The sequence below is a fragment of the Chitinophaga pinensis DSM 2588 genome (genome assembly GCF_000024005.1).
Taxonomy (GTDB): Bacteria; Bacteroidota; Bacteroidia; order Chitinophagales; family Chitinophagaceae; genus Chitinophaga; species Chitinophaga pinensis.
In genome coordinates this window covers 5,829,214-5,848,017 of sequence record NC_013132.1, presented here as the reverse complement: position 1 = coordinate 5,848,017, position 18,804 = coordinate 5,829,214, and the positions used below count along the sequence as shown (strand labels likewise).

The window sequence follows — 18,804 nt, the reverse complement described above, 5'->3', positions numbered from 1 at the left end:
AAAATTTTACAATACAACTGCATGAGCCTATATAGACTTTTTACCACGCTGGCTGTTCTGGCAATTTCCACGGTGCAGGCACAAAGCCCTGCCGGCGACAGTATTACGGTCGCTATTTCTCCTGCCTATGACAGTGTGAGTGGCTTACACCGGACGCTGTTTGGTGAGAGCTATCGTAAATTATGGGCCGCGCCGGTGAAGATGAAAGTCTTTTACCTGGAGAAAGAAAAAGGTGGACTGATCATCGAACAGAGAGGTGGAGGTCTGCAAACCAAGTCACTTCGTTTAAAGGACAAGGAAGGGCATGAATGGGTGCTCCGTACGATTCAGAAATACCCGGAAAGAGGATTGCCCCCCAATCTGCGGGCAACCATCACCAAAGACATCCTCCAGGACCAGGTAGTCACCGCACATCCCTATTCCTCGCTGACAGTACCTCCGCTGGCAGCTGCCCTGGGGATTCCTCATGCCAATCCACAGATCGTATATATTCCTGATGATCCTGCGTTGGGCGAATACAGGAAAGACTTTGCCAATGCGGTTTTCCTCTTTGAAGAAAGAGAGCCTGAAGATGCCGAGCGTACAGACAATACCGAAAAAACACAGCGCAAGCTGGAAGAAGATAATGACGTGCATGTCTATCAGCAGATCGTGTTAAGAGCCCGTTTGCTGGATATGTTGCTGGGTGACTGGGACCGTCACGAAGACCAGTGGCGCTGGGAAAGAGTAAAGGAAGATAAACGCGTGGATTACACACCTGTACCGCGTGACAGGGACCAGGTATACTACAATACCACCGGTCTTTTTCCCTGGATCATTTCTCACCAATGGCTGAAATCCAAGTTCCAGGGCTATCATGATCATATCAGGGATATCAAGGGTTTTAATTTCAACGCCCGTTACTTTGACCGCTACTTCCTGAATGGCCTCAGCGAAGACGACTGGCGGGAGCAGATCCATAATATACAGGTTACGCTGACGGACAGTCTGATAAGACAATCCGTCCGCCTGATGCCGGACACGATCTTCGCACTCTCCGGAGAAAAGATCATCAGTGCTTTTATTGCCCGTCGTGATGCACTGGAAAAGGAAGCGGTCAGCTACTATAAATTCCTGTCTATATATACAGATGTACCGGCTTCCGATAAACATGAGTTTTTTGATATCCAGCGACAAGCAAATGGGCATGTGCTGGTGACCATCAACAAAATGAAGAAAGAAGGCACACTGGATGGTGTTATCTATAAACGTGATTTTGATCCGGCTGTCACCAAAGAGGTCAGGTTGTACGGGATGGATGGACACGATATCTTTTCGGTAAGCGGACAGGAATCTTCTCCTATCCGTATCCGTATGATTGGCGGGGATGGTGTGGATAGTTTTGCTGTCGCAGATAATGTGCCCCGTAAAGGCCGGCTTTATGTCTATGACCGTTCTGACGAAGTGAATCATCTTCCTCCGAGAGGAGATGCAAAGATCCGTACCGGGAAGGATACAGTGGTAAATAGCTACAACAGGCGCAGCTTTCTGTTCGACCGCTTCGGACCCTTACCCTCTATACAATATAACCCTGACCAGGGCTTTATGTTGCGCGTAAATACCATGTATGAAAAGCAGGGATTCCGGAAGGTACCTTATGCGCAACAACATCAGCTGATCGTCAGTTATGTTACCGGCAGACAGGCTTTCCTGTTGCAATACCTGGCGGACTATAAACAACTGATCGGCAAAAATGACCTGCGGATCAATATCCTGTCCCGCGGTCCGCATAACCTGAGCAATTTCTTCGGATTAGGGAATCAGTCTGTTTTTGTCAATGATGACGAAATGGATATTACGTACTATCGTAACCGATATGACCTGGTAAATGGTGATGTGCGATTGTATCGTACGATTGCTCCGCACCTGACCGTCAGTGCAGGTATCGCCGGACAGTATTACACCAGCAGAGAAGCAAATAATAGCCGGAAATTCCTGGGTGCGTACAACAGTGCAGTCCCGGATGCACATGTATTTGACGACAGACTGTATGCCGGTCTGGTGACTGCTATAGAAGCAGATACCCGCAACGGCGTAATGATGCCGCGCAGAGGCATCAACTGGCACGCAGAATTAACAGGTATGCAGCAGACGAACCGTGAGCATAAACGATATGGTAAACTGACGACAGACTTTAGTTTCTATGTACCCCTGATCGGAGATTCTACACTGGTGATGGCGAACCGTATTGCGGCAGGAACCACCTTCGGGGATCCGGCGTATTTTCAGATGATGGCGCTTGGTGGTACACAGGTATTACGCGGGTTTCATACCAACCGTTTTATCGGTAAGACGGCCGTGTATCATAATTTTGAACTGCGGCTGAAACTCTTTGATTTCACATCTTATCTGATTCCTGGTACCGTGGGACTGATTGGCTTCAATGACCTGGGAAGGGTATGGATGCCGGGAGAGACGTCTCACAGGTGGCATGATGGTTATGGCGGCGGCTTGTATATCATGCCGGTAGATCTGTTTTTAATACAGGCCGCAGTGGGCTTTTCGGAAGAAGGAGCGCTGCCTTATATAACTGCCGGCTTCAGATTTTAATTCGCAGCCCCTTTTGTATTGCTGACAAGTGAATGTCTCAGCCAGTCATCAGTATTTTGGCGCCCAGACGTTTGGCAGGCACTATTGTGCGAAAGTAAAATCCCCTGACAACGCCGGAGAATGCAGTGAAAAGGATCATTGATGTGGATCGGAGCGTAGCAGGGAAAACATCAGCATATCATAATGCCTGTTATTCCAATACATCCAATCCCTCAAGGTACCTTCGTGTTTAAACCCTATTTTATGCATCAGGTGGATAGAAGAGGCATTTCCTTCCATAACTTCTGATTCAATACGATTGATATTAAGCGCATGAAAGCCAAAGCTGATGATAGCATGTAAGGCTTCTGTACAGATCCCCCTGTTCCAGTAAGCATATTGCAGGTCATAACCGATATTGGCGCGGTGTTTTGGTGTGAAGTTGTTAAAGCCTACAGTACCGATGATATCCTTCCGGTCGTTCAAACGAATACCCCAGCGGATAGCGGCTTTGGATTCGAAACGCTTCCGGAAATGATCGATCAGCCGGTGAGCGTCATCCGGGCATTCCAGTGGTGTGAGATTATAGAAGCGGGTGACATTGCTGTCGCCGAATAGTTTGTACAGATCTTCCGCATGCGCCTCTGTAATCTGAATCAGTTCCAGATGCGGTGTTCGTATCGTAGGAAATTTGTCAAACACAAGGTCTCTGTTTTCAGTAACGCGGGACATGATGATAAGCTGTTTGATGTAAGGTAACTTGCCGGTAATGAATATAAAGAAAATCACGGACAAAAACCAGCAGCTTATACAGGTTGTCAGGGCTTATCCTGCGTAGAGGATACAGCCATACAGCAGTGCAGCCACTAATGCGGCAAATAAAGTGTTCAGAAAATTCACGGTGTTGTTACCGATCAGGTGCTTACGTTCGAATGCAGCGCCCAGCAGTGAATCGGCCAGATTACCCAGGACGCCGGCTATCAGTACGATCAGACTCAGCTGGCTGAAACCATCATAGATAAGAGAGATAATTGCGGCACCTGCGGCGCCTATCAGGGTACCTTCCAGGCTGATGACGCCATCGAGTCCTTTGGGTTCTTTTTTAAAGCTGAGGATATTGAAGAAATTACGGCCGTATACCATGCCCAGTTCGGAAGAGAGGGTATCGGCGAGTGCTGATGCCAGACTGGCAGCCAGCATCAGTTGATATAAGTGAGCAGGGCCGGGAGCGAACAGGCTCAATAACGCCACAATTGCGGCTACACCGCCGTTCGCGAATACCTGTCCGGCAGTCCTTCCCTGGGGATGGTCGCCTTCCGTACTTATTTTTGCTTTCAGATCTTTCCGGTGAGACGTGGCCCATACACCCAGTACAAAGAAGGTAAACAGTAAAAAGACGCCTTTAGCGCCATCACCAACTGCTATAAATACACCAATCAGCAGGGCTGCAATAGCCGCCGGAAAGGTCAGTTTACCGATACGCAGGCAATAAATGATTACGCCGGCGATAACAAAGTAAAAAAACAGGGTGGCGAAGAAGAGGCCGCTGTCTGGCGTTGGTAATTCCATAGGGCGGCAAATCTATTAAAATAATTCTCAAAGAAAAATTTGGCTACCTACATGCAAGTAGGTATGTTTGCATTGTCAAACAGAGATGATATTATCATGAGCACAGCGCTGAATACGAAAGAACGGATCGTTGAACTGGGAAGGGGGCATATGCAAAGGATTGGCTACCATTCCTTTAATTATAAACAGATCGCGCTGGAGCTGAAGATCAAAAATGCTTCCATACATCACTATTATCCATCCAAGGAAGACCTGGGTATGGCAGTGATAGAGAAGGACAGACAGGATTTCCTGGATTTTATCCAGCGAACGAAGAAAGCAGCCCCTATGGACAAACTGGATGCTCTTATCTGTGCCTATGAGGAATACTTTAAAGGCGGTCAGAAACTCTGTGTGATCAGTACCTTCAGCGCCTCCTTTAACGAAATAACAGAACGGATGCAGCTGGCTATCCGGCAATATTCGGAGATAGTCTCCTCCTGGCTGGCGGCTGTATTGAAAGAAGGCCTGGAATCAGGCGATTTTCACTTCACATCGCCCATTGAAGAAATGACGAATCACTGGATGGCCACCCTGCCTGGCGCATTGCTGGTCGGACGAAGCCGGGGAAAGGAATACTTCGACATGGCACTCCATTCACTCAAAAAAGCAATACAATCCTCCTGAGAGGATTTTTTTTAGACCATGTTACCTACCTGTATGTAGGTAGGTTTTGTAAAGAGTACACTCACCTTAAATAGCAAACAAATAATGAAACAGATTATTCTGACAGGAAGCAGCAGCGGTTTCGGGCTGACTGCCGTGAAGACACTTGCCCTCAAGGGCCACACTGTATACGCTACCATGCGTAATGTCAACGGCGTCAACGCTGCTGTTGCAAAGGAATTGACAGACTGGGCAAAGACGCAACAGGTAAAAGTGATCGTCGTAGAACTGGATGTGACCAGCACGACTTCCGTTAACAATGCCATCGCGGACATCGCAAAACAATCGGGTGGCAGGATCGATGTGCTGATCAACAATGCCGGTATTTCTTTTATGGGTATAGGAGAGGCCCTGTCTATCGAACAGACGGAACTGCTGTACCAGGTGAACACCATCGGACCGGAACGTACCATGAAAGCAGTGTTGCCGTACATGCACCAACAAAAAGAAGGACTGATCATCAACGTTACCAGTGTACAGAGCAGACAGTATTTCCCTATCCTGAGTACGTACAACGGTACGAAAGCCGCATTGGATGCGGTGACCATGGGATATCACTACGAACTGAAGTCATCCGGTATTGACGTGGTAAGCATACAGCCAGGCGCTTATCAGACCACCGATATCACTACCAAAAGTATCAGTGGTAACAATGCAGCGGTAGAAAGTCAGTATGGTGCAGATGTACTCGATTTCAAACGTGCACTGTTTAAATTCTTCGAACCAACTCCTGCAAGTCCTGATCCGAAAGAAGTAGCTGATGTGATGCTGAAACTGGTGGAATTACCACAGGGTCAAAGACCTGTTTCTAATGTAGTCGGCGGTGGTGGCAATACCGACAAGATTGAAGTAATGAATGAGACGATGCGACAGATTGTAGAGGGAACAGTGGAGTTTTTGCCGAAAGCGTTCCCGGCGTGAGATGCCAATTAGGAATTAAGAATTAACAATTAGGAATTATGGCATAATGTTCCTTCAATAAATAGAAAAGCGTCCACAATTCAGTTGCAGGACGCTTTTCCTATAAATTCTTAATTCCTAATTCCTAATTGTCAATTGTCAATTCCTAATTCATTCAGCTGCATCAGCTGCACAAACTCCTGCCTGAACGTAGCGATCTTACCACTCTTCAAGGCTCGTACAGCTTCTATCTGTCTTTGCAGTTCATCCTGATACAGGGCGTGCGATTCGATCTCTTCTTCTTCAGCTATGTAGTCATTTCCTTTCTCTTCACTTAATTGAGTGCTTATCAGGATATCAAGCGTATTACGGATAATATCTATTACTTCGAAAGAGGTATCGATCGGATCTTCTGCGAGTCCGCTGACCGCCATCCATACAGCTGTAGCAGCGTTTTGTGCGGAAGATGCCAGGGTAGAACGCCACACTGATTCGAAGATCTCCATATGATTGTCGAGGTTCGGGATCTGGTCCTGCGCCATTGTATCTAACTCTTCAGCAGTCGTGTCTTTCAGTTGACCGGCTACCAGTAACCATGCCTTATCAAAAATGACGTCTGTCTTTGCGAGATCACCGTCAAATTCTTTTTCGTAGATCTTTTTAAAGGTCAGCCATAAAGTCTCTGCAGCTGCGAGGCTGAAGCGGGAAATATCGTTGGGAGAAAGTGATTCGAGTTGCTCCTCCAGTTGTTCTGTCATGTGTCGTTGCTACTATTTTAAAGTTTTTTACAGTCAGTGATCCTGTAAGGCTATTGTAAAAGAACCCGATAGCAGCTGCAAGATAAACAATTACACTACTAGATCCTCATTTCCGCCTCAAACGGCGTAGCAGGGTTAAGGATGAACAGTTGTCCGGGATTGATCCCATTCAGGATACGCTGAAAGGTCATCTTTACAATCACCCTGTCATCCGGAACATTAACCATCCCACTTCTGGCAATCATTTCTGCATTTGCGAACAGCGGAATAAACTCACCATGCTCCCGCACATAAGTAGCCAGCATCAGGTCTTTGCTATCTTCCATTTTGTGTGCGAGGGTAAAGACCTCACAGTCTTTCATCGTTTCGATCAACTCCTGACGGAACCGCTTTTCGTCAAACCATTGTTTCATGACCTTCTGTTGCAGTCGGGCGGAATTGTCTTTGTGATAGAAGGGAAGATTATGCTGACGAACGTAATCGGTCAGTTCCGGATTCGTCACACCGGAGGTATAATAGATCTCGGTATCGCTCATAAACTGGGACTTGATCATCCAGGTAATCTCCTGTATGGAGTCTTCGTCTCCCTGGTGGTCGATCGCCAGTACCAATATATGTGCCTTGGATGTGTTGTTGTAAGCAAAGCCGAAATAAGCGGCTGTCACAGCAGCTTCTGAACTGAAGTAGCTGACCAGGTCATCTACAAAATTTCTGTCCGCTGATAGTGGTGTAGGCGTGGTCGCGCTTGTTGCTGGTACAGTTGTTTCGGATTCAGTAGGTTTTTTCCTGAAACGGTCAAATAATTTCATACGGATAGGGATTTAGAATAGTCGCCGGCATATGTCAATGCCAATAGTCACAGGCGAGAACATATCGTATACAAATATAATATTTAAAGATACATATCCGAAAAAAAGCCCGCTTTATTTATTCCGGTAGGCGGATGGGTTGGTCTGGTGGTAGCTCCGGAAGAACTTATTAAAGTGACTCAGGTCGGTAAAGCCTAATTCCTGGCTGATTTCTTTGAGTGATAATGAACTGTATTTCAGCCGGTTTTCGATGATGTGCAGTTTATAGCGGTTGATATAATCCCGTAGGGCCACGCCGGTATGCTCACGGAAGAAAGCGCCCAGGTGTCTTTTGGAAAGACCGAATAAGGCGGACAGGTGTTCCTGGCGTACCAGTTCCGTTTCGTAGATATGCTGGTGTATATAATGGAGCATGGCGGTCAGTTTTTCATCCTGCTTCACGACTGTTTCCAGTGGTTCGTGTACATTTCTGCGAAGGATGGACGTGACCGTCTGTAAAAGAAAGAAGATGGTTTCGCTGGTTTCATTCTTTGTTTCCTGCCATTCTGCGACCAGCAATCGTATCAGTGCATCTGTTTTATCTGCATCGGCGGCTGATTTCAATACGGGGAACTGCTGTCTGCGGCTACAGATCAGGAGTTCGTCGATATGCCTGTTCCAGCGATGTTCTTCCGGTAAATGTCCAACCTGTGTGACATAGACATTGGTAAACTTGATAAAGGTAAAAGTAGTGGGCGTGGTGATTTCAAAACTGTGGTAATCGGCAGGCGCCAGCAGGAAAATAGACTTTTCCGTATAGGGGTGACGGATACCGGAGAGACAATGAAAGCCGCTGCCTTCGTGTATGAAGATCAGTTCGAAATGGTTGTGGTTATGCAATGGGTGTTGCCATTCCGTCGTCGTGAAGTGAGAAACTTTAAGAAATTCGTGTTGAACATACCGCTGCATACGACACAAAATACAAATAATCCCTGCCAATATACAAATGCCGGACCTGCCGCTACAAGTAATTTTGAGACATAAATCAACACATATGAACGGACACCGTAAAGTAGCGCTGATAGCGGGCGCACAGGGAGTAATAGGCAGGAATCTCGCAGATCACCTGGATGCAGCAGGGGATTGGGATATTATCGGACTTTCCCGCAGGGGTGGTGAAGCCCAAGGAAATATCAGGCATATAGCGGTCGATTTACTGGATAAAAAAGATACAACTGATAAACTGGGCGGTCTGACTACTGTGACGCATATTTTTTATGCCGCCTATGTAGATGCGCCAACCTGGGCCGCATTGGTACCACCTAATATGGCGATGCTGGAAAACCTGGTCAATGTGGCAGAACCTGTTGCAAAAGGCTTACAGCATATCAGTCTGATGCAGGGATACAAGGTATATGGTGCACATCTCGGATCTTTCAAAACACCGGCCAGAGAGTCTGACGCTGGTCATATGCCGCCTGAATTCAATGTAGATCAGCAGGTATTCCTGGAAAAGCGACAAGCGGGTAAGTCATGGAGCTGGTCCGCTATCCGGCCGTCTGTAGTCGGTGGGTTTGCCCTGGGAAATCCCATGAACCTGGTGCTGGCTATCGCTATATACGCGTCCATTTCAAAGCAACTGGGACTGCCTTTGCGCTTTCCCGGCAAATCAGGGGCTTATGATAAACTGATAGAGATGACAGATGCTGGTCTGCTGGCAAAGGCAACTACCTGGGCCGCAGAGAGTCCCAAGGGCGCGAATGAGGCATTTAATATCAACAATGGGGACTTATTCCGCTGGAATGAAATGTGGCCGGAAATAGCCCGTTATTTTGAGCTGGAAGTGGCGCCACCCTTACCAATGACCCTCAATGTGATCATGGCAGATAAGGCTGCGCTGTGGCAACAGATACAGGAACAATACCAGCTGGCCGCTATTCCTTATGAGCAGTTATCATCCTGGGGTTTTGCAGATTTTGTGTTTTCCTGGGATTATGACATGTTTGCGGATGGCAGTAAGGCCCGCAGGGCAGGATTTCATGAATACGTCGATACGAAGGAAATGTTTTTCCGCATCTTTGACGATTTCAGGCAGCGTCGTATCATTCCCTGATCCTTTTTTGTGATCTTTGCAGGAATGAATGTCATCAATCTTCCTCAGGATCTCAATCCGGCGCAATACCGCGCGGAAGACCGGATACTGATCCGGCCATATACTTCTCCCTGCAATACTAAAAAGAATCGTGTGATCCTGCACAGGAACATGATTAATTTACTGATAGAAGGACGTAAGACGGTTATTTACGGCGGACAAACAACCACCGTCAATGACAATGCGATCTTATTCCTGGCAGCCGGTAGTTGTCTGACGACAAACGTAAAATCGGATAACGGCAATTTTCAGTCCGTACTCCTGTATTTCAGCGATGACGCCCTCCTGGATTTTTACATGAAATACGACCGCCTGGTACAGGCACAACAGCAGGATAAGCAATTACCGGCTGCTTCATTCATCACTTTTGAAAAAGATGTTTTTCTCCGGAACTATATAGAGTCAGTCAGACATTTATTACAATTGGGACAGCCATTGCCCCAGGAAATCTGTATCCTGAAGTTTGAAGAGCTATTGCTGTATCTGTTACAGACTGCACCGGAGACGCTATTACAACTGAAGGCCAATGCGACGGGGAGTATGCAGGATTTTGAGATCAGGAAGGCGGTGGAAGGGAATATCACCAGACCGGTGACTGTGGAGGAACTGGCTTTTCTGTGCAGTATGTCGCTGTCTACTTTTAAACGCAGGTTTACGAAGATCTATGGCACTTCTCCGCAGCGCTGGTTACTGGAGCAGAAAATGCAGGTGGCCGCCCGTTTGCTGCTGGATCAGCAAGCCAAACCAGGCGATGTATATGACCAGGTGGGATATGAAAGTCATTCCAGTTTCACGAAAGCCTTCCGCCAGGTATTTGGTATGACACCATCGGCTTACCAGGAACAAAATATGAACGTCCAGGCATAAATTCTGGACGGTGAGGACTAACAGGAAGGGCCTGCTGCGGACTACTTTTGCTGTATAAAATCAAAGTATATGACAGCACAGAACAAGGCCGTGGTAAGGCGATTTAACAAGGAAATCATTGAGGAAAATAACCTGGAGAGCTTCAAAGAAATCATGGATCCTGCGTTTATCAATCATACCGCTATGCCGGGGATGGATAAAGGAGCAGCCGGTATGTTACACACCTTCAACAATATACTGCGCCCTGCATTTCCCGACCTTAAAGTAACGATCTATGAGCAGGTGGCAGAAGGGGATAAGGTGACCACTTTCAAGATTATTTCAGGCACCCACAAAGGTACTTTTATGGGTATACCGGCTACGCATCAGCCTGTAAGTATCAGGGTGATGGATATGGTCACGGTACGTGACGGAAAGTACTATGAACACTGGGGCGTAAACACAATGGCAGCGCTGGTAGCGGAATTAAAGGCAATAAATAGCGCAGAAAAATAGTATCCAAAGTATTTCTTCCAACCCTGTTTTTTTTGACTAAATTTTATTATATTTGTTACCCCCCCTAACTGAAGAGGGTGGTGAGCAGAAGGCTGACCTGGTGATGTTGAGAATGCTGACAATGAGTTAATTTATTAATTATATCGTTTACAGTAGGAGTTCTCCGGAACTCAGAATTAAAAGCCTTCTGATGCTCAGGAGGCTTTTGTGTTTTCTATAAACAAAAATAAACGAGGTATGTTGGAAATTGTAGCAGTAAAAAAAGAAGATGTTAAGACGCTGGAACAGGTGAAGTCCCTTTTCCGCGAGTACGCCAACTGGTTGAGTGTAGATCTTAGTTTTCAGGGCTTCGAAGAAGAACTGATCAGTTTACCTGAACCCAATTATGTAGCGCCCGCGGGAGCATTGTTTATTGCCCTGGTTGACGGACATCCGGCGGGTTGCGTCGGCATAAGACCGTTTGAAAACGCTACCTGCGAAATGAAACGGCTCTTTGTACGCGATGCTTTCAAAGGACATGGCGTAGGCAGAGCGCTGGCCATCAAAGCTATTGAAGCCGGAAAGGAACTGGGCTATAAACGTATGTTGCTGGATACGCTGGCACATATGCGCCCCGCTATTGAATTGTATACCAGCCTGGGTTTCCAGCCTATTGCTGCGTACTACGACAACCCTATCAGCGACGCTGTATACCTTTCAATGATGTTAGAAAAGGAAAGTGAAAATGCCGGTACGGCTATTTAAGCACTGATTTTAACAATTATTTGGCAGTGCGGCTGGTGATAACCAGCAATAAATATTGATAAATTGTAATGAAGGATGGCCAATCATCCTGTGTACAGTTTATGGCAAGAATACGCGGTTTGTTCCTCTATTACCGTTCGTTTTTCCTGGTTCCCGGAATACTGCTGATCCTTTGTGCCTGCTGGGTGTATCATAGCAATGCTACGAAGCACCTCGGCATATTGCCTGCGATCCTTAGTCTGAAAGCCATTGCTTTTGGCATGACCGCCTATGTTGCCCATCAGCGGAAAGAAAGATATTATTTCTTCAATCTTGGTCTCGGCCCTTACCTGCTGACAGGGACTGCCTTTGTGATAGATTTCCTGTTGTTGTTTACTGCGCTAACCCTCACTTCATTTTATAGTTAATGGATATACTGGAAACGGATAGCGTGACGCTATCTTATGGAACAAAGATGGTTATCAGTGGCGGCTATATGAAGATGATCAGTGGTCGTATTCATATACTGGTAGGCCGGAACGGCTCGGGTAAGTCCAGTTTGATGCGCGTGATGTTTGGTGCACAGACTGCGGAATTCAGTTTTGTGCAATACAACGGTAAGAAGTTAAGCAGGGCTGCATACAAAGTACCGGGACTGGTCAGGTATCTGCCACAGTTCCCTTTTGTACCGGCTCCGCTGAAAGCAGGCGCATTTGCCCGGTCTTATGATGTACCCTGGGAACGGGTAACGGCCTGTTTCCCGGAGTTTGAAGGAAAAGAGCAGGCAGCGGTGAAATCGCTTTCCGGCGGACAAATACGTATGCTGACCACTATTGTGCTGATCTGTTCTCCGGTAAAATTTGTGATGCTGGATGAACCATTTACGCACATCATGCCATTGCATATTGATACGATCAAAGACCTGATACGCGAGGAAGCTGCGAAAGGAAAAGGCTTCCTGATCACGGATCATATGTATGATCATGTACTGGATCTGGCGGATGCGTATTATTATATGGAATGGGGCGTGACGATTACGATGAACCGGGCAGAGTTGCTGGAGAAGGATTATTTTCTGCGGATGCGGTGCGAGTGAGAAGAACATATTGTTAAATCTGCTGAATGGGGCGGAAATACGCCCGGAATATGCAAATTTCGCGCCTTGTCCTGTGGGCATTAAAGCGTGTTTTATGCAAAGAAGATCATTGTTCAAACGATTTGGCGGTTTACTATTAGCTCCGGCTGTATCACTGCCATCTTTCGCAGCTGATGCGGAGAAGAAGCCTGTATTACGTGTAGCGCATATTACAGATGTGCACCTGTATGATAAAGCAGGCGCGCCTGATTTTTTCAGGAAATGTCTGCATCATATTCAGTCGCAGCAGCCGAAGGTAGATATGATACTGAACGGTGGCGACATTGTGTTTGATATGAACAAAGAGAACCTTTCGACCATCGATGTACAATGGAAATTACTGCATACGATCATGAAGGAGGAGTGTAGTCTGCCGGTACATTATGCCCTGGGTAATCACGACATCTGGTGGAGTGAAAACAACAAAGGGCAGGCGGTGTACGGTAAGCAATATTCGCTGGATCAGTTACAGCTGAATTCACCTTATTACAGTTTTACGAAAGGCGGCTGGAAGTTTATCGTACTGGACAGTGTACACCTGGATGTAGACGATACCTGGTATATCGGTAAACTGGGAGAGGCACAGATGATATGGCTGTCAGATGAACTGAAAGCAACGGATGCACAGACGCCGGTATGTGTGTTGTCACATATTCCGATCCTGACGGCCACCCTGATGGTACAGGATAATATTGTGAACAGGTGGGAAATGCTGGGTGGCGATATGCATACGGATACGGCGGATATTATCCGGTTGTTTTACCAGTATCCGAATGTGAAATTATGTCTGAGCGGGCATATACACCTGAAGGATAAAGTGGTATATAACAATGTGGCGTATCTGTGTGATGGAGCGGTGAGTGGCGCGTGGTGGAAAGGAAATAACAGGGAGACGGCGCCTGGTTATGGATTACTGGAATTGTTCGCAGATGGCAGTTTTACTGAAAAGTACGTGCATTATCAATAAAGGGAACATTTGATGATATGTTTCCCGAAGGAGAGGAGGGATATGTTGATTGATTTCACACCTTCTTATATATATTCTACATTAGGTAGATGAAGGGAAGCAAGCAGAAGAAATTGCCGCCACTGATGAAATAATTGCTGCTGGACAGGGAAAGAAGTTATAAGACATTTGGCAGTAACAGGTTTATTGATTGATTTTCAATTTGATACAGCTGTTTAATACTTTGGCGCGCGTCTGAATAGCACAGAATGATAGTAGGATTAGTGATGCTTGAGTGCATTAACGCTGGCACGTGTGTATGGTTTGATAAAGCGGCATTGATATTGAATAGCTAAAATAAAGCGCCGCATTGTGTGCCTGGCAGGCAGTGCAGGATGCTTTATCATTCAAAGCGATAAACCCAATTAATCTATTCCCATGAGTGCAATTGTCAATGAATTTTTTAATGCGGCAAGAACCGGCGACATCACTTTTTTGCAGGAAAACATCAGTAAAATAGAGGATCTGAATGTTCGCGACAGTCGTGGATATACACCCCTGATCATTGCCACCTATAATAACCAGATCGAGGCAGCTGCATTATTGCTCGAAGCAGGTGCAGATGTAAATGCGGCAGACTATGGTGGAAACACTTCTCTGATGGGCGTAAGTTTCAAAGGTTATCCGGAAATAGCAACGTTGCTGATTGGTTATGGCGCTGATCTGAACTTGCAACATGGCAATGGCGGTACTGCGTTGATGTTTGCCGCGATGTTTGGAAGGAATGATATGATAAAGCTATTGCTTGATTTTGGTGCGGACATCAATATCCGGGAGAATAGAGGGATGACTGCCGCTGATCTGGCAGCACAACAGGGAAATGCAGCAGGAGTGGAAATGCTGGAGGCAGCAGGAATTGAAAAGTAGTAAACTATAGTGTTAGGTTGATAAATGACAAAAGGCGTTCTGCTTCCAGCGGAACGCCTTTTATCGTATTACTTCATGGTTGACTTAGGCAGTTTATAACCATTGTGATATTCAGGTGTGAGGTATTTGTTGGCCTCTTTTTCAGTGAATCCACCGGTAGCGCCATTCCAGTGTAGCTTCTGGCTTGTTTTGTAAGCGATATTTCCCAACTGGGCAATAGTAGCGACGTGTGCGCCGGCTGACAGTGGCGTGTTCAGGTCTTCCAGTTTGCGGGACTTAATTACTTCCAGGAAGTTGGTGGCATGTTTGTCCAGGCCATTGTCCACGGACTTCTGACGTGGCACTGCTTCCATTTTATCTTTTTCAGGGATCACTTCCCATCCGCCACGATCCAGTACCAGTGTACCGTTATTGCCGATGAAGGCAATACCGTGATCACGGCCGTAAGGACCGCCGTCTATGCCGATAGCGTGTTCCCATTGTATATTGAAGCCGTCGAACTGATAAACTGTTGTCAGTGTATCCGGTGTTTCAGCCGCATCATCAGGATAAGCGAATTTGCCGCCGGCAGCCATTACTGACTGCGGGTGCTGTGCCTTCATGCCTAACAATGCATAATCGAGCAGGTGTACGCCCCAGTCGGTCATCAGTCCGCCAGCATAATCCCAATACCAGCGGAAATTGAAATGGAAGCGATTAGGATTAAAAGGGCGCTTTTGCGCAGGACCTAGCCAGGCAGCGTAATCTACACCTGCAGGGGGATTACCATCTGGTTGTTTTGGAATGGAGTGCATCCAGCCCATATAGGCCCAGGCTTTGACCAGGCGGACTTGTCCGAGTTTACCGGAATGTACGAAAGCGATGGCGTCTTTAAAGTGTTGCTGACTACGTTGCCACTGACCTACCTGTACGACACGTTTGGTGTTTTCCTGGGCATACAGCATGGCTTTAATCTCTGCAATAGAGTTACCGATGGGCTTTTCGACGTAAACGTCTTTCCCTGCGGATACGGCGTCAGTCATCTGGAGGCAGTGCCAGTGATCGGGCGTACCGATGATCACGGCATCGATGGATTTGTCCTCCAGTAATTTACGGTAGTCGCCATAGGTCTTTACTTTCTGGCCCTTCTTGTCCAGTTCTGCGGCCCGTTTATCGAGTACATTTTTGTCAACATCACAGAGGGCGACGCATTGTGCGTACGGGTTTTTGAGAATAGCGGTGAGGTCTGACCAGCCCATTCCGTTGATGCCGATAGCGGCGACATTGATCTTATCACTGGGGGCAACTGCGCGGAGAGCGGAGGGCAACGCACCGACTAATCCAGCTCCTGCGACAAGGGTAGAGGCAGAGCGGATAAAGTGTCTTCTTGAGTTGTTCATAACTGTAGTTGATAGTTGTTTTCAATAAACGCGGCATATATAATGCAAAACGCGGAATACTGAAAGATAGATACTTCGGCTGTAAGATGCAACAGCAATTTGAGTATATATCGTCCAATATTCCGCGTTTCCGTTACGGAAGGAAGTATGGTTTAGAATTCGTCGTTTTCTTCTTCTGTACCGGAACCGAAGTTCATCATGGTACCAAGGAGATCACTGAAGCGGGTCTCGTTTTCCACCACCTTTTTACTGATGAGGGAGTAGGAAGCGAGGCCGTGTAATACGAATTCCATGAGCAGTAACTGTTCTTTGTTATTGGCATGTGGGAATTTCCCTTTGATCAGCTCTTTCAGACCATCTACCTTCTGAAGGGATGTCTCGTATTGCTTATCATTTACATCCTGCAATAACTGTACGGCATTGCCTTTATCAAACCATTGGATAACCGCCCTGTAAGGATTCTCGCCAGCAGCGCTCTGTTTACGTTTTTTGAAGGAATCCGGGTTCGGGAAGTACTGGGAGAAGACGCTGCGGATGGCCTTGTCGAGGAGATTTACGGCCACCTGTAACGGCCCTTCCTGTTCGCCTTCATATACCAGCTCTATTTTACCGGTAATGGCCGGAATAATACCCTGGAGGTCGGCTATACGTACGTAAGTTTCTTTTTCCTTGTTGATGATGGCTCTGCGTTCGCCTGCGCTCACTGCGTTTTCATAAGCGGCGATGGTCAGACGGGCAGATACACCGCTCTTTTTGTCAACGTACTCACTGTTACGCGCTTCAAAAGCCACCTGTTCGATAAGGCGCTTGATCATATCGCTGATATGTACATGGCGTTGTTCATCATGTACATTGGCTTCCTGTTCGGTAATGAGCAGGGAGTTTTCGATATTCTTCGGATAGTGTGTAATGATCTGGCTTTCTATACGGTCTTTGAGTGGCGTTACGATGGAACCACGATTGGTATAGTCTTCCGGATTTGCAGTGAACACGAAGAGAATATCCAGTGGCATACGTACTTTAAAACCACGGATCTGGATATCGCCTTCCTGGAGGATGTTGAACAGGGATACCTGTATACGGGCCTGCAGGTCGGGCAATTCGTTGATCACGAAGATGCCTCTGTTGGAGCGTGGAATGATACCGAAGTGGATCACACGCTCGTCTGCATAGTTCAGTTTCATGTTAGCAGCCTTGATCGGGTCGATATCACCGACGAGGTCAGCTACGGATACATCCGGCGTAGCGAGTTTTTCGCTGTAACGCTGGTCACGGTGTACCCATGAGATAGGCGTGGCGTCACCCAGTTCGGCAACGATATCACGTGCGTGACGGGAGAGTGGTTCGAAGGGACTATCGTTCACTTCAGAACCTTCCACGATGGGAATGTATTCGTCCAGCAGGGAAACCATCTGCCGGGCCATACGAGTTTTTGCCTGTCCGCGGAGACCGAGGAACAGGATATTATGACGGGAGAGCAGGGCTCTTTCCGTATCAGGAATAACGGTGTCTTCGTAGCCGATGATACCGGGGAATGCGTTTTCTTTTTGCTGGAGTTTACGGATCAGGTTTTGTCTGATCTCTTCTTTAACGGATTTAGGTTTATATCCACTCTTCTTTAATTCACCTAACGTACTTATGTTGATATTCATGTTTGTATTAATGGATTATTCTATCAATGATATGATTGCGATGCCTGTTAAAGCATTTTTCTTTTTCCGTTCTCGAAGTCGAAGAAAAGGAATTGTCCCAGTTTGTCCAGACCAGAGAAGAAGGCTTTCCCGTTGTTGGTTTCTGTAAACTCTGTTACGAATTTTTGCAACCACGGGTCGGTAGCTACCATAAAGGTGGTGATCGGAATTTTTAGTTTCTTGCATTGAGCAGCAAGATTGAGCGTACGGTTGAGGATTTTGCGGTCCAGTCCGAAGCTGTTTTTATAGTACTCTTTCCCGTTCTTGAGGCAGGTTGGCTTACCGTCGGTGATCATGAAGATCTGTTTATTCGGGTTGCGTCTGCGTCTGAGAATATCCATGGCCAGTTCCAGACCCGCAACAGTATTGGTATGGAAAGGGCCGACCTGCAGATAAGGGAGATCTTTAATCTCTATCTGCCAGGCGTCGTTACCAAATACAATAATGTCGAGCGTGTCTTTCGGGTAGCGGGTTGTGATAAGTTCACTAAGGGCCATGGCTACTTTTTTGGCCGGCGTGATACGGTCTTCGCCGTAGAGGATCATGGAGTGGGAGATATCGATCATCAGGGCGGTGGACGTCTGGGTTTTGAAGTCTGTTTCCTGGATTTCCAGGTCGTCCTGATGGATGGAGAAGCTGTCAATACCGTGATTGATCTGGGCGTTGCGGATGGAAGCTGTCATATCGATCTGTTCCAGTGCGTCTCCAAACTGATAAGGACGGCTATCAGCATTCAGTTCGTCTCCCTGACCGGATTTGCGGGTATTGTGATTACCGACGTTGTTTGATTTCTTCAGTTTTCCGAAGATCTCTTCCAGTGCTCTTTTGCGGATACTCTGTTCTGTCTTGCCGGTTATCTGGATGTTTCCGTTTTCTTCATTTTCACGGATATATCCTTTTTCTCTCAGTTCCTGTATAAAATCTCCGATGCCGTAATCTTCATTGGTAAGTTGGTACTCTTTGTCCAGTTCGGTCAGCCATTGTAATGCTTCACTGACATCTCCGCTGGTGTAAGTCAGCAGTTGAGTGAATACATCCAGTAACTTCTCAAAGGGCGATTTTCCCTGCTGCTCATCGGGTTCAAATTTGGAAAAATGTATGCCTCTCATAATATTTAAAATTAGGCAATTTAGTGGTATGATGTATATACATACTCTATAGCCGGTAATTTCATAAAAACATAACGAAGAATGTCGATATG

At 46.7% G+C, this 18,804-nt stretch carries 19 protein-coding genes; 11 read left to right on the top strand and 8 right to left on the bottom strand.

Annotated elements, in window-relative coordinates; translation table 11 throughout:
* The first annotated feature begins 21 nt into the window (after positions 1-21).
* Complete coding sequence (locus CPIN_RS23250; RefSeq protein WP_012792293.1) at positions 22-2,589, top strand: BamA/TamA family outer membrane protein; 2,568 nt, start codon at positions 22-24, stop codon at positions 2,587-2,589.
* A 135-nt stretch (positions 2,590-2,724) separates the two neighbouring features.
* Here CPIN_RS23250 and CPIN_RS23245 read toward each other — a convergent pair whose 3' ends face one another.
* A complete protein-coding gene (locus CPIN_RS23245; protein ID WP_044222263.1) occupies positions 2,725-3,300 on the bottom strand; it encodes a GNAT family N-acetyltransferase in 576 nt (191 codons plus the stop codon).
* A 93-nt stretch (positions 3,301-3,393) separates the two neighbouring features.
* Positions 3,394-4,137, bottom strand: a complete 744-nt coding sequence (locus tag CPIN_RS23240) for a DUF92 domain-containing protein (protein WP_012792291.1) — start codon at positions 4,135-4,137, stop codon at positions 3,394-3,396.
* A 51-nt stretch (positions 4,138-4,188) separates the two neighbouring features.
* Here CPIN_RS23240 and CPIN_RS36950 point away from each other — a divergent pair, with 51 nt between their 5' ends.
* Complete coding sequence (locus CPIN_RS36950; protein WP_052306865.1) at positions 4,189-4,803, top strand: TetR/AcrR family transcriptional regulator; 615 nt, start codon at positions 4,189-4,191, stop codon at positions 4,801-4,803.
* Between the two features lie 84 nt (positions 4,804-4,887).
* Positions 4,888-5,763 carry an SDR family NAD(P)-dependent oxidoreductase gene (locus CPIN_RS23230; protein WP_012792289.1) on the top strand — a complete coding sequence of 292 codons (876 nt, stop codon included), beginning with the start codon at positions 4,888-4,890 and terminating at the stop codon, positions 5,761-5,763.
* A gap of 131 nt (positions 5,764-5,894) precedes the next feature.
* Here CPIN_RS23230 and CPIN_RS23225 read toward each other — a convergent pair whose 3' ends face one another.
* The 3 genes from CPIN_RS23225 to CPIN_RS23215 all read right to left on the bottom strand — a co-directional run bounded on the left by CPIN_RS23225 (position 5,895) and on the right by CPIN_RS23215 (position 8,257).
* A complete protein-coding gene (locus tag CPIN_RS23225) occupies positions 5,895-6,500 on the bottom strand; it encodes a YjaG family protein (protein WP_012792288.1) in 606 nt (201 codons plus the stop codon).
* A gap of 98 nt (positions 6,501-6,598) precedes the next feature.
* Positions 6,599-7,309: an enhanced serine sensitivity protein SseB C-terminal domain-containing protein gene (locus CPIN_RS23220; protein ID WP_012792287.1), complete on the bottom strand. Its 711-nt coding sequence runs from the start codon at positions 7,307-7,309 to the stop codon at positions 6,599-6,601.
* Positions 7,310-7,423: 114 nt separating this feature from the next.
* Complete coding sequence (locus tag CPIN_RS23215; RefSeq protein ID WP_012792286.1) at positions 7,424-8,257, bottom strand: AraC family transcriptional regulator; 834 nt, start codon at positions 8,255-8,257, stop codon at positions 7,424-7,426.
* A gap of 85 nt (positions 8,258-8,342) precedes the next feature.
* On the opposite strand from CPIN_RS23215, the gene CPIN_RS23210 reads away from it, so the two are divergent.
* From CPIN_RS23210 to CPIN_RS23175, 8 genes are all read left to right on the top strand, one after another.
* Positions 8,343-9,401 carry an SDR family oxidoreductase gene (locus CPIN_RS23210; RefSeq protein ID WP_012792285.1) on the top strand — a complete coding sequence of 353 codons (1,059 nt, stop codon included), beginning with the start codon at positions 8,343-8,345 and terminating at the stop codon, positions 9,399-9,401.
* Between the two features lie 24 nt (positions 9,402-9,425).
* Positions 9,426-10,307: a helix-turn-helix domain-containing protein gene (locus CPIN_RS23205; protein WP_012792284.1), complete on the top strand. Its 882-nt coding sequence runs from the start codon at positions 9,426-9,428 to the stop codon at positions 10,305-10,307.
* 69 nt (positions 10,308-10,376) lie between these two features.
* Positions 10,377-10,802 (top strand): ester cyclase, encoded by a 426-nt coding sequence (locus CPIN_RS23200; RefSeq protein WP_012792283.1) that lies wholly within the window; start codon positions 10,377-10,379, stop codon positions 10,800-10,802.
* A 237-nt stretch (positions 10,803-11,039) separates the two neighbouring features.
* On the top strand, positions 11,040-11,546 hold the full coding sequence (locus CPIN_RS23195; RefSeq protein WP_012792282.1) for a GNAT family N-acetyltransferase: 507 nt from the start codon (positions 11,040-11,042) through the stop codon (positions 11,544-11,546).
* A 101-nt stretch (positions 11,547-11,647) separates the two neighbouring features.
* Positions 11,648-11,953 carry a hypothetical protein gene (locus tag CPIN_RS23190; RefSeq protein WP_148230625.1) on the top strand — a complete coding sequence of 102 codons (306 nt, stop codon included), beginning with the start codon at positions 11,648-11,650 and terminating at the stop codon, positions 11,951-11,953.
* Positions 11,953-12,621 (top strand): ATP-binding cassette domain-containing protein, encoded by a 669-nt coding sequence (locus CPIN_RS23185; RefSeq protein WP_012792280.1) that lies wholly within the window; start codon positions 11,953-11,955, stop codon positions 12,619-12,621. The genes CPIN_RS23190 and CPIN_RS23185 overlap by 1 nt, the downstream gene beginning before the upstream one ends.
* A 94-nt stretch (positions 12,622-12,715) precedes the next feature.
* Positions 12,716-13,627, top strand: a complete 912-nt coding sequence (locus CPIN_RS23180; protein WP_012792279.1) for a metallophosphoesterase family protein — start codon at positions 12,716-12,718, stop codon at positions 13,625-13,627.
* Positions 13,628-14,044: 417 nt separating this feature from the next.
* Positions 14,045-14,533, top strand: coding sequence for an ankyrin repeat domain-containing protein (locus CPIN_RS23175; RefSeq protein ID WP_012792278.1), 489 nt, complete (start codon positions 14,045-14,047; stop codon positions 14,531-14,533).
* A 68-nt stretch (positions 14,534-14,601) separates the two neighbouring features.
* Here CPIN_RS23175 and CPIN_RS23170 read toward each other — a convergent pair whose 3' ends face one another.
* The 3 genes from CPIN_RS23170 to CPIN_RS23160 all read right to left on the bottom strand — a co-directional run bounded on the left by CPIN_RS23170 (position 14,602) and on the right by CPIN_RS23160 (position 18,712).
* Positions 14,602-15,912 (bottom strand): Gfo/Idh/MocA family protein, encoded by a 1,311-nt coding sequence (locus tag CPIN_RS23170; RefSeq protein WP_012792277.1) that lies wholly within the window; start codon positions 15,910-15,912, stop codon positions 14,602-14,604.
* A 152-nt stretch (positions 15,913-16,064) separates the two neighbouring features.
* Complete coding sequence (locus CPIN_RS23165; RefSeq protein WP_012792276.1) at positions 16,065-17,564, bottom strand: MoxR family ATPase; 1,500 nt, start codon at positions 17,562-17,564, stop codon at positions 16,065-16,067.
* Positions 17,565-17,611: 47 nt separating this feature from the next.
* The gene (locus tag CPIN_RS23160) at positions 17,612-18,712 is read right to left on the bottom strand and encodes a vWA domain-containing protein (protein WP_012792275.1); all 1,101 of its coding nucleotides are present in this window, start codon (positions 18,710-18,712) and stop codon (positions 17,612-17,614) included.
* Positions 18,713-18,804: the final 92 nt, after the last annotated feature.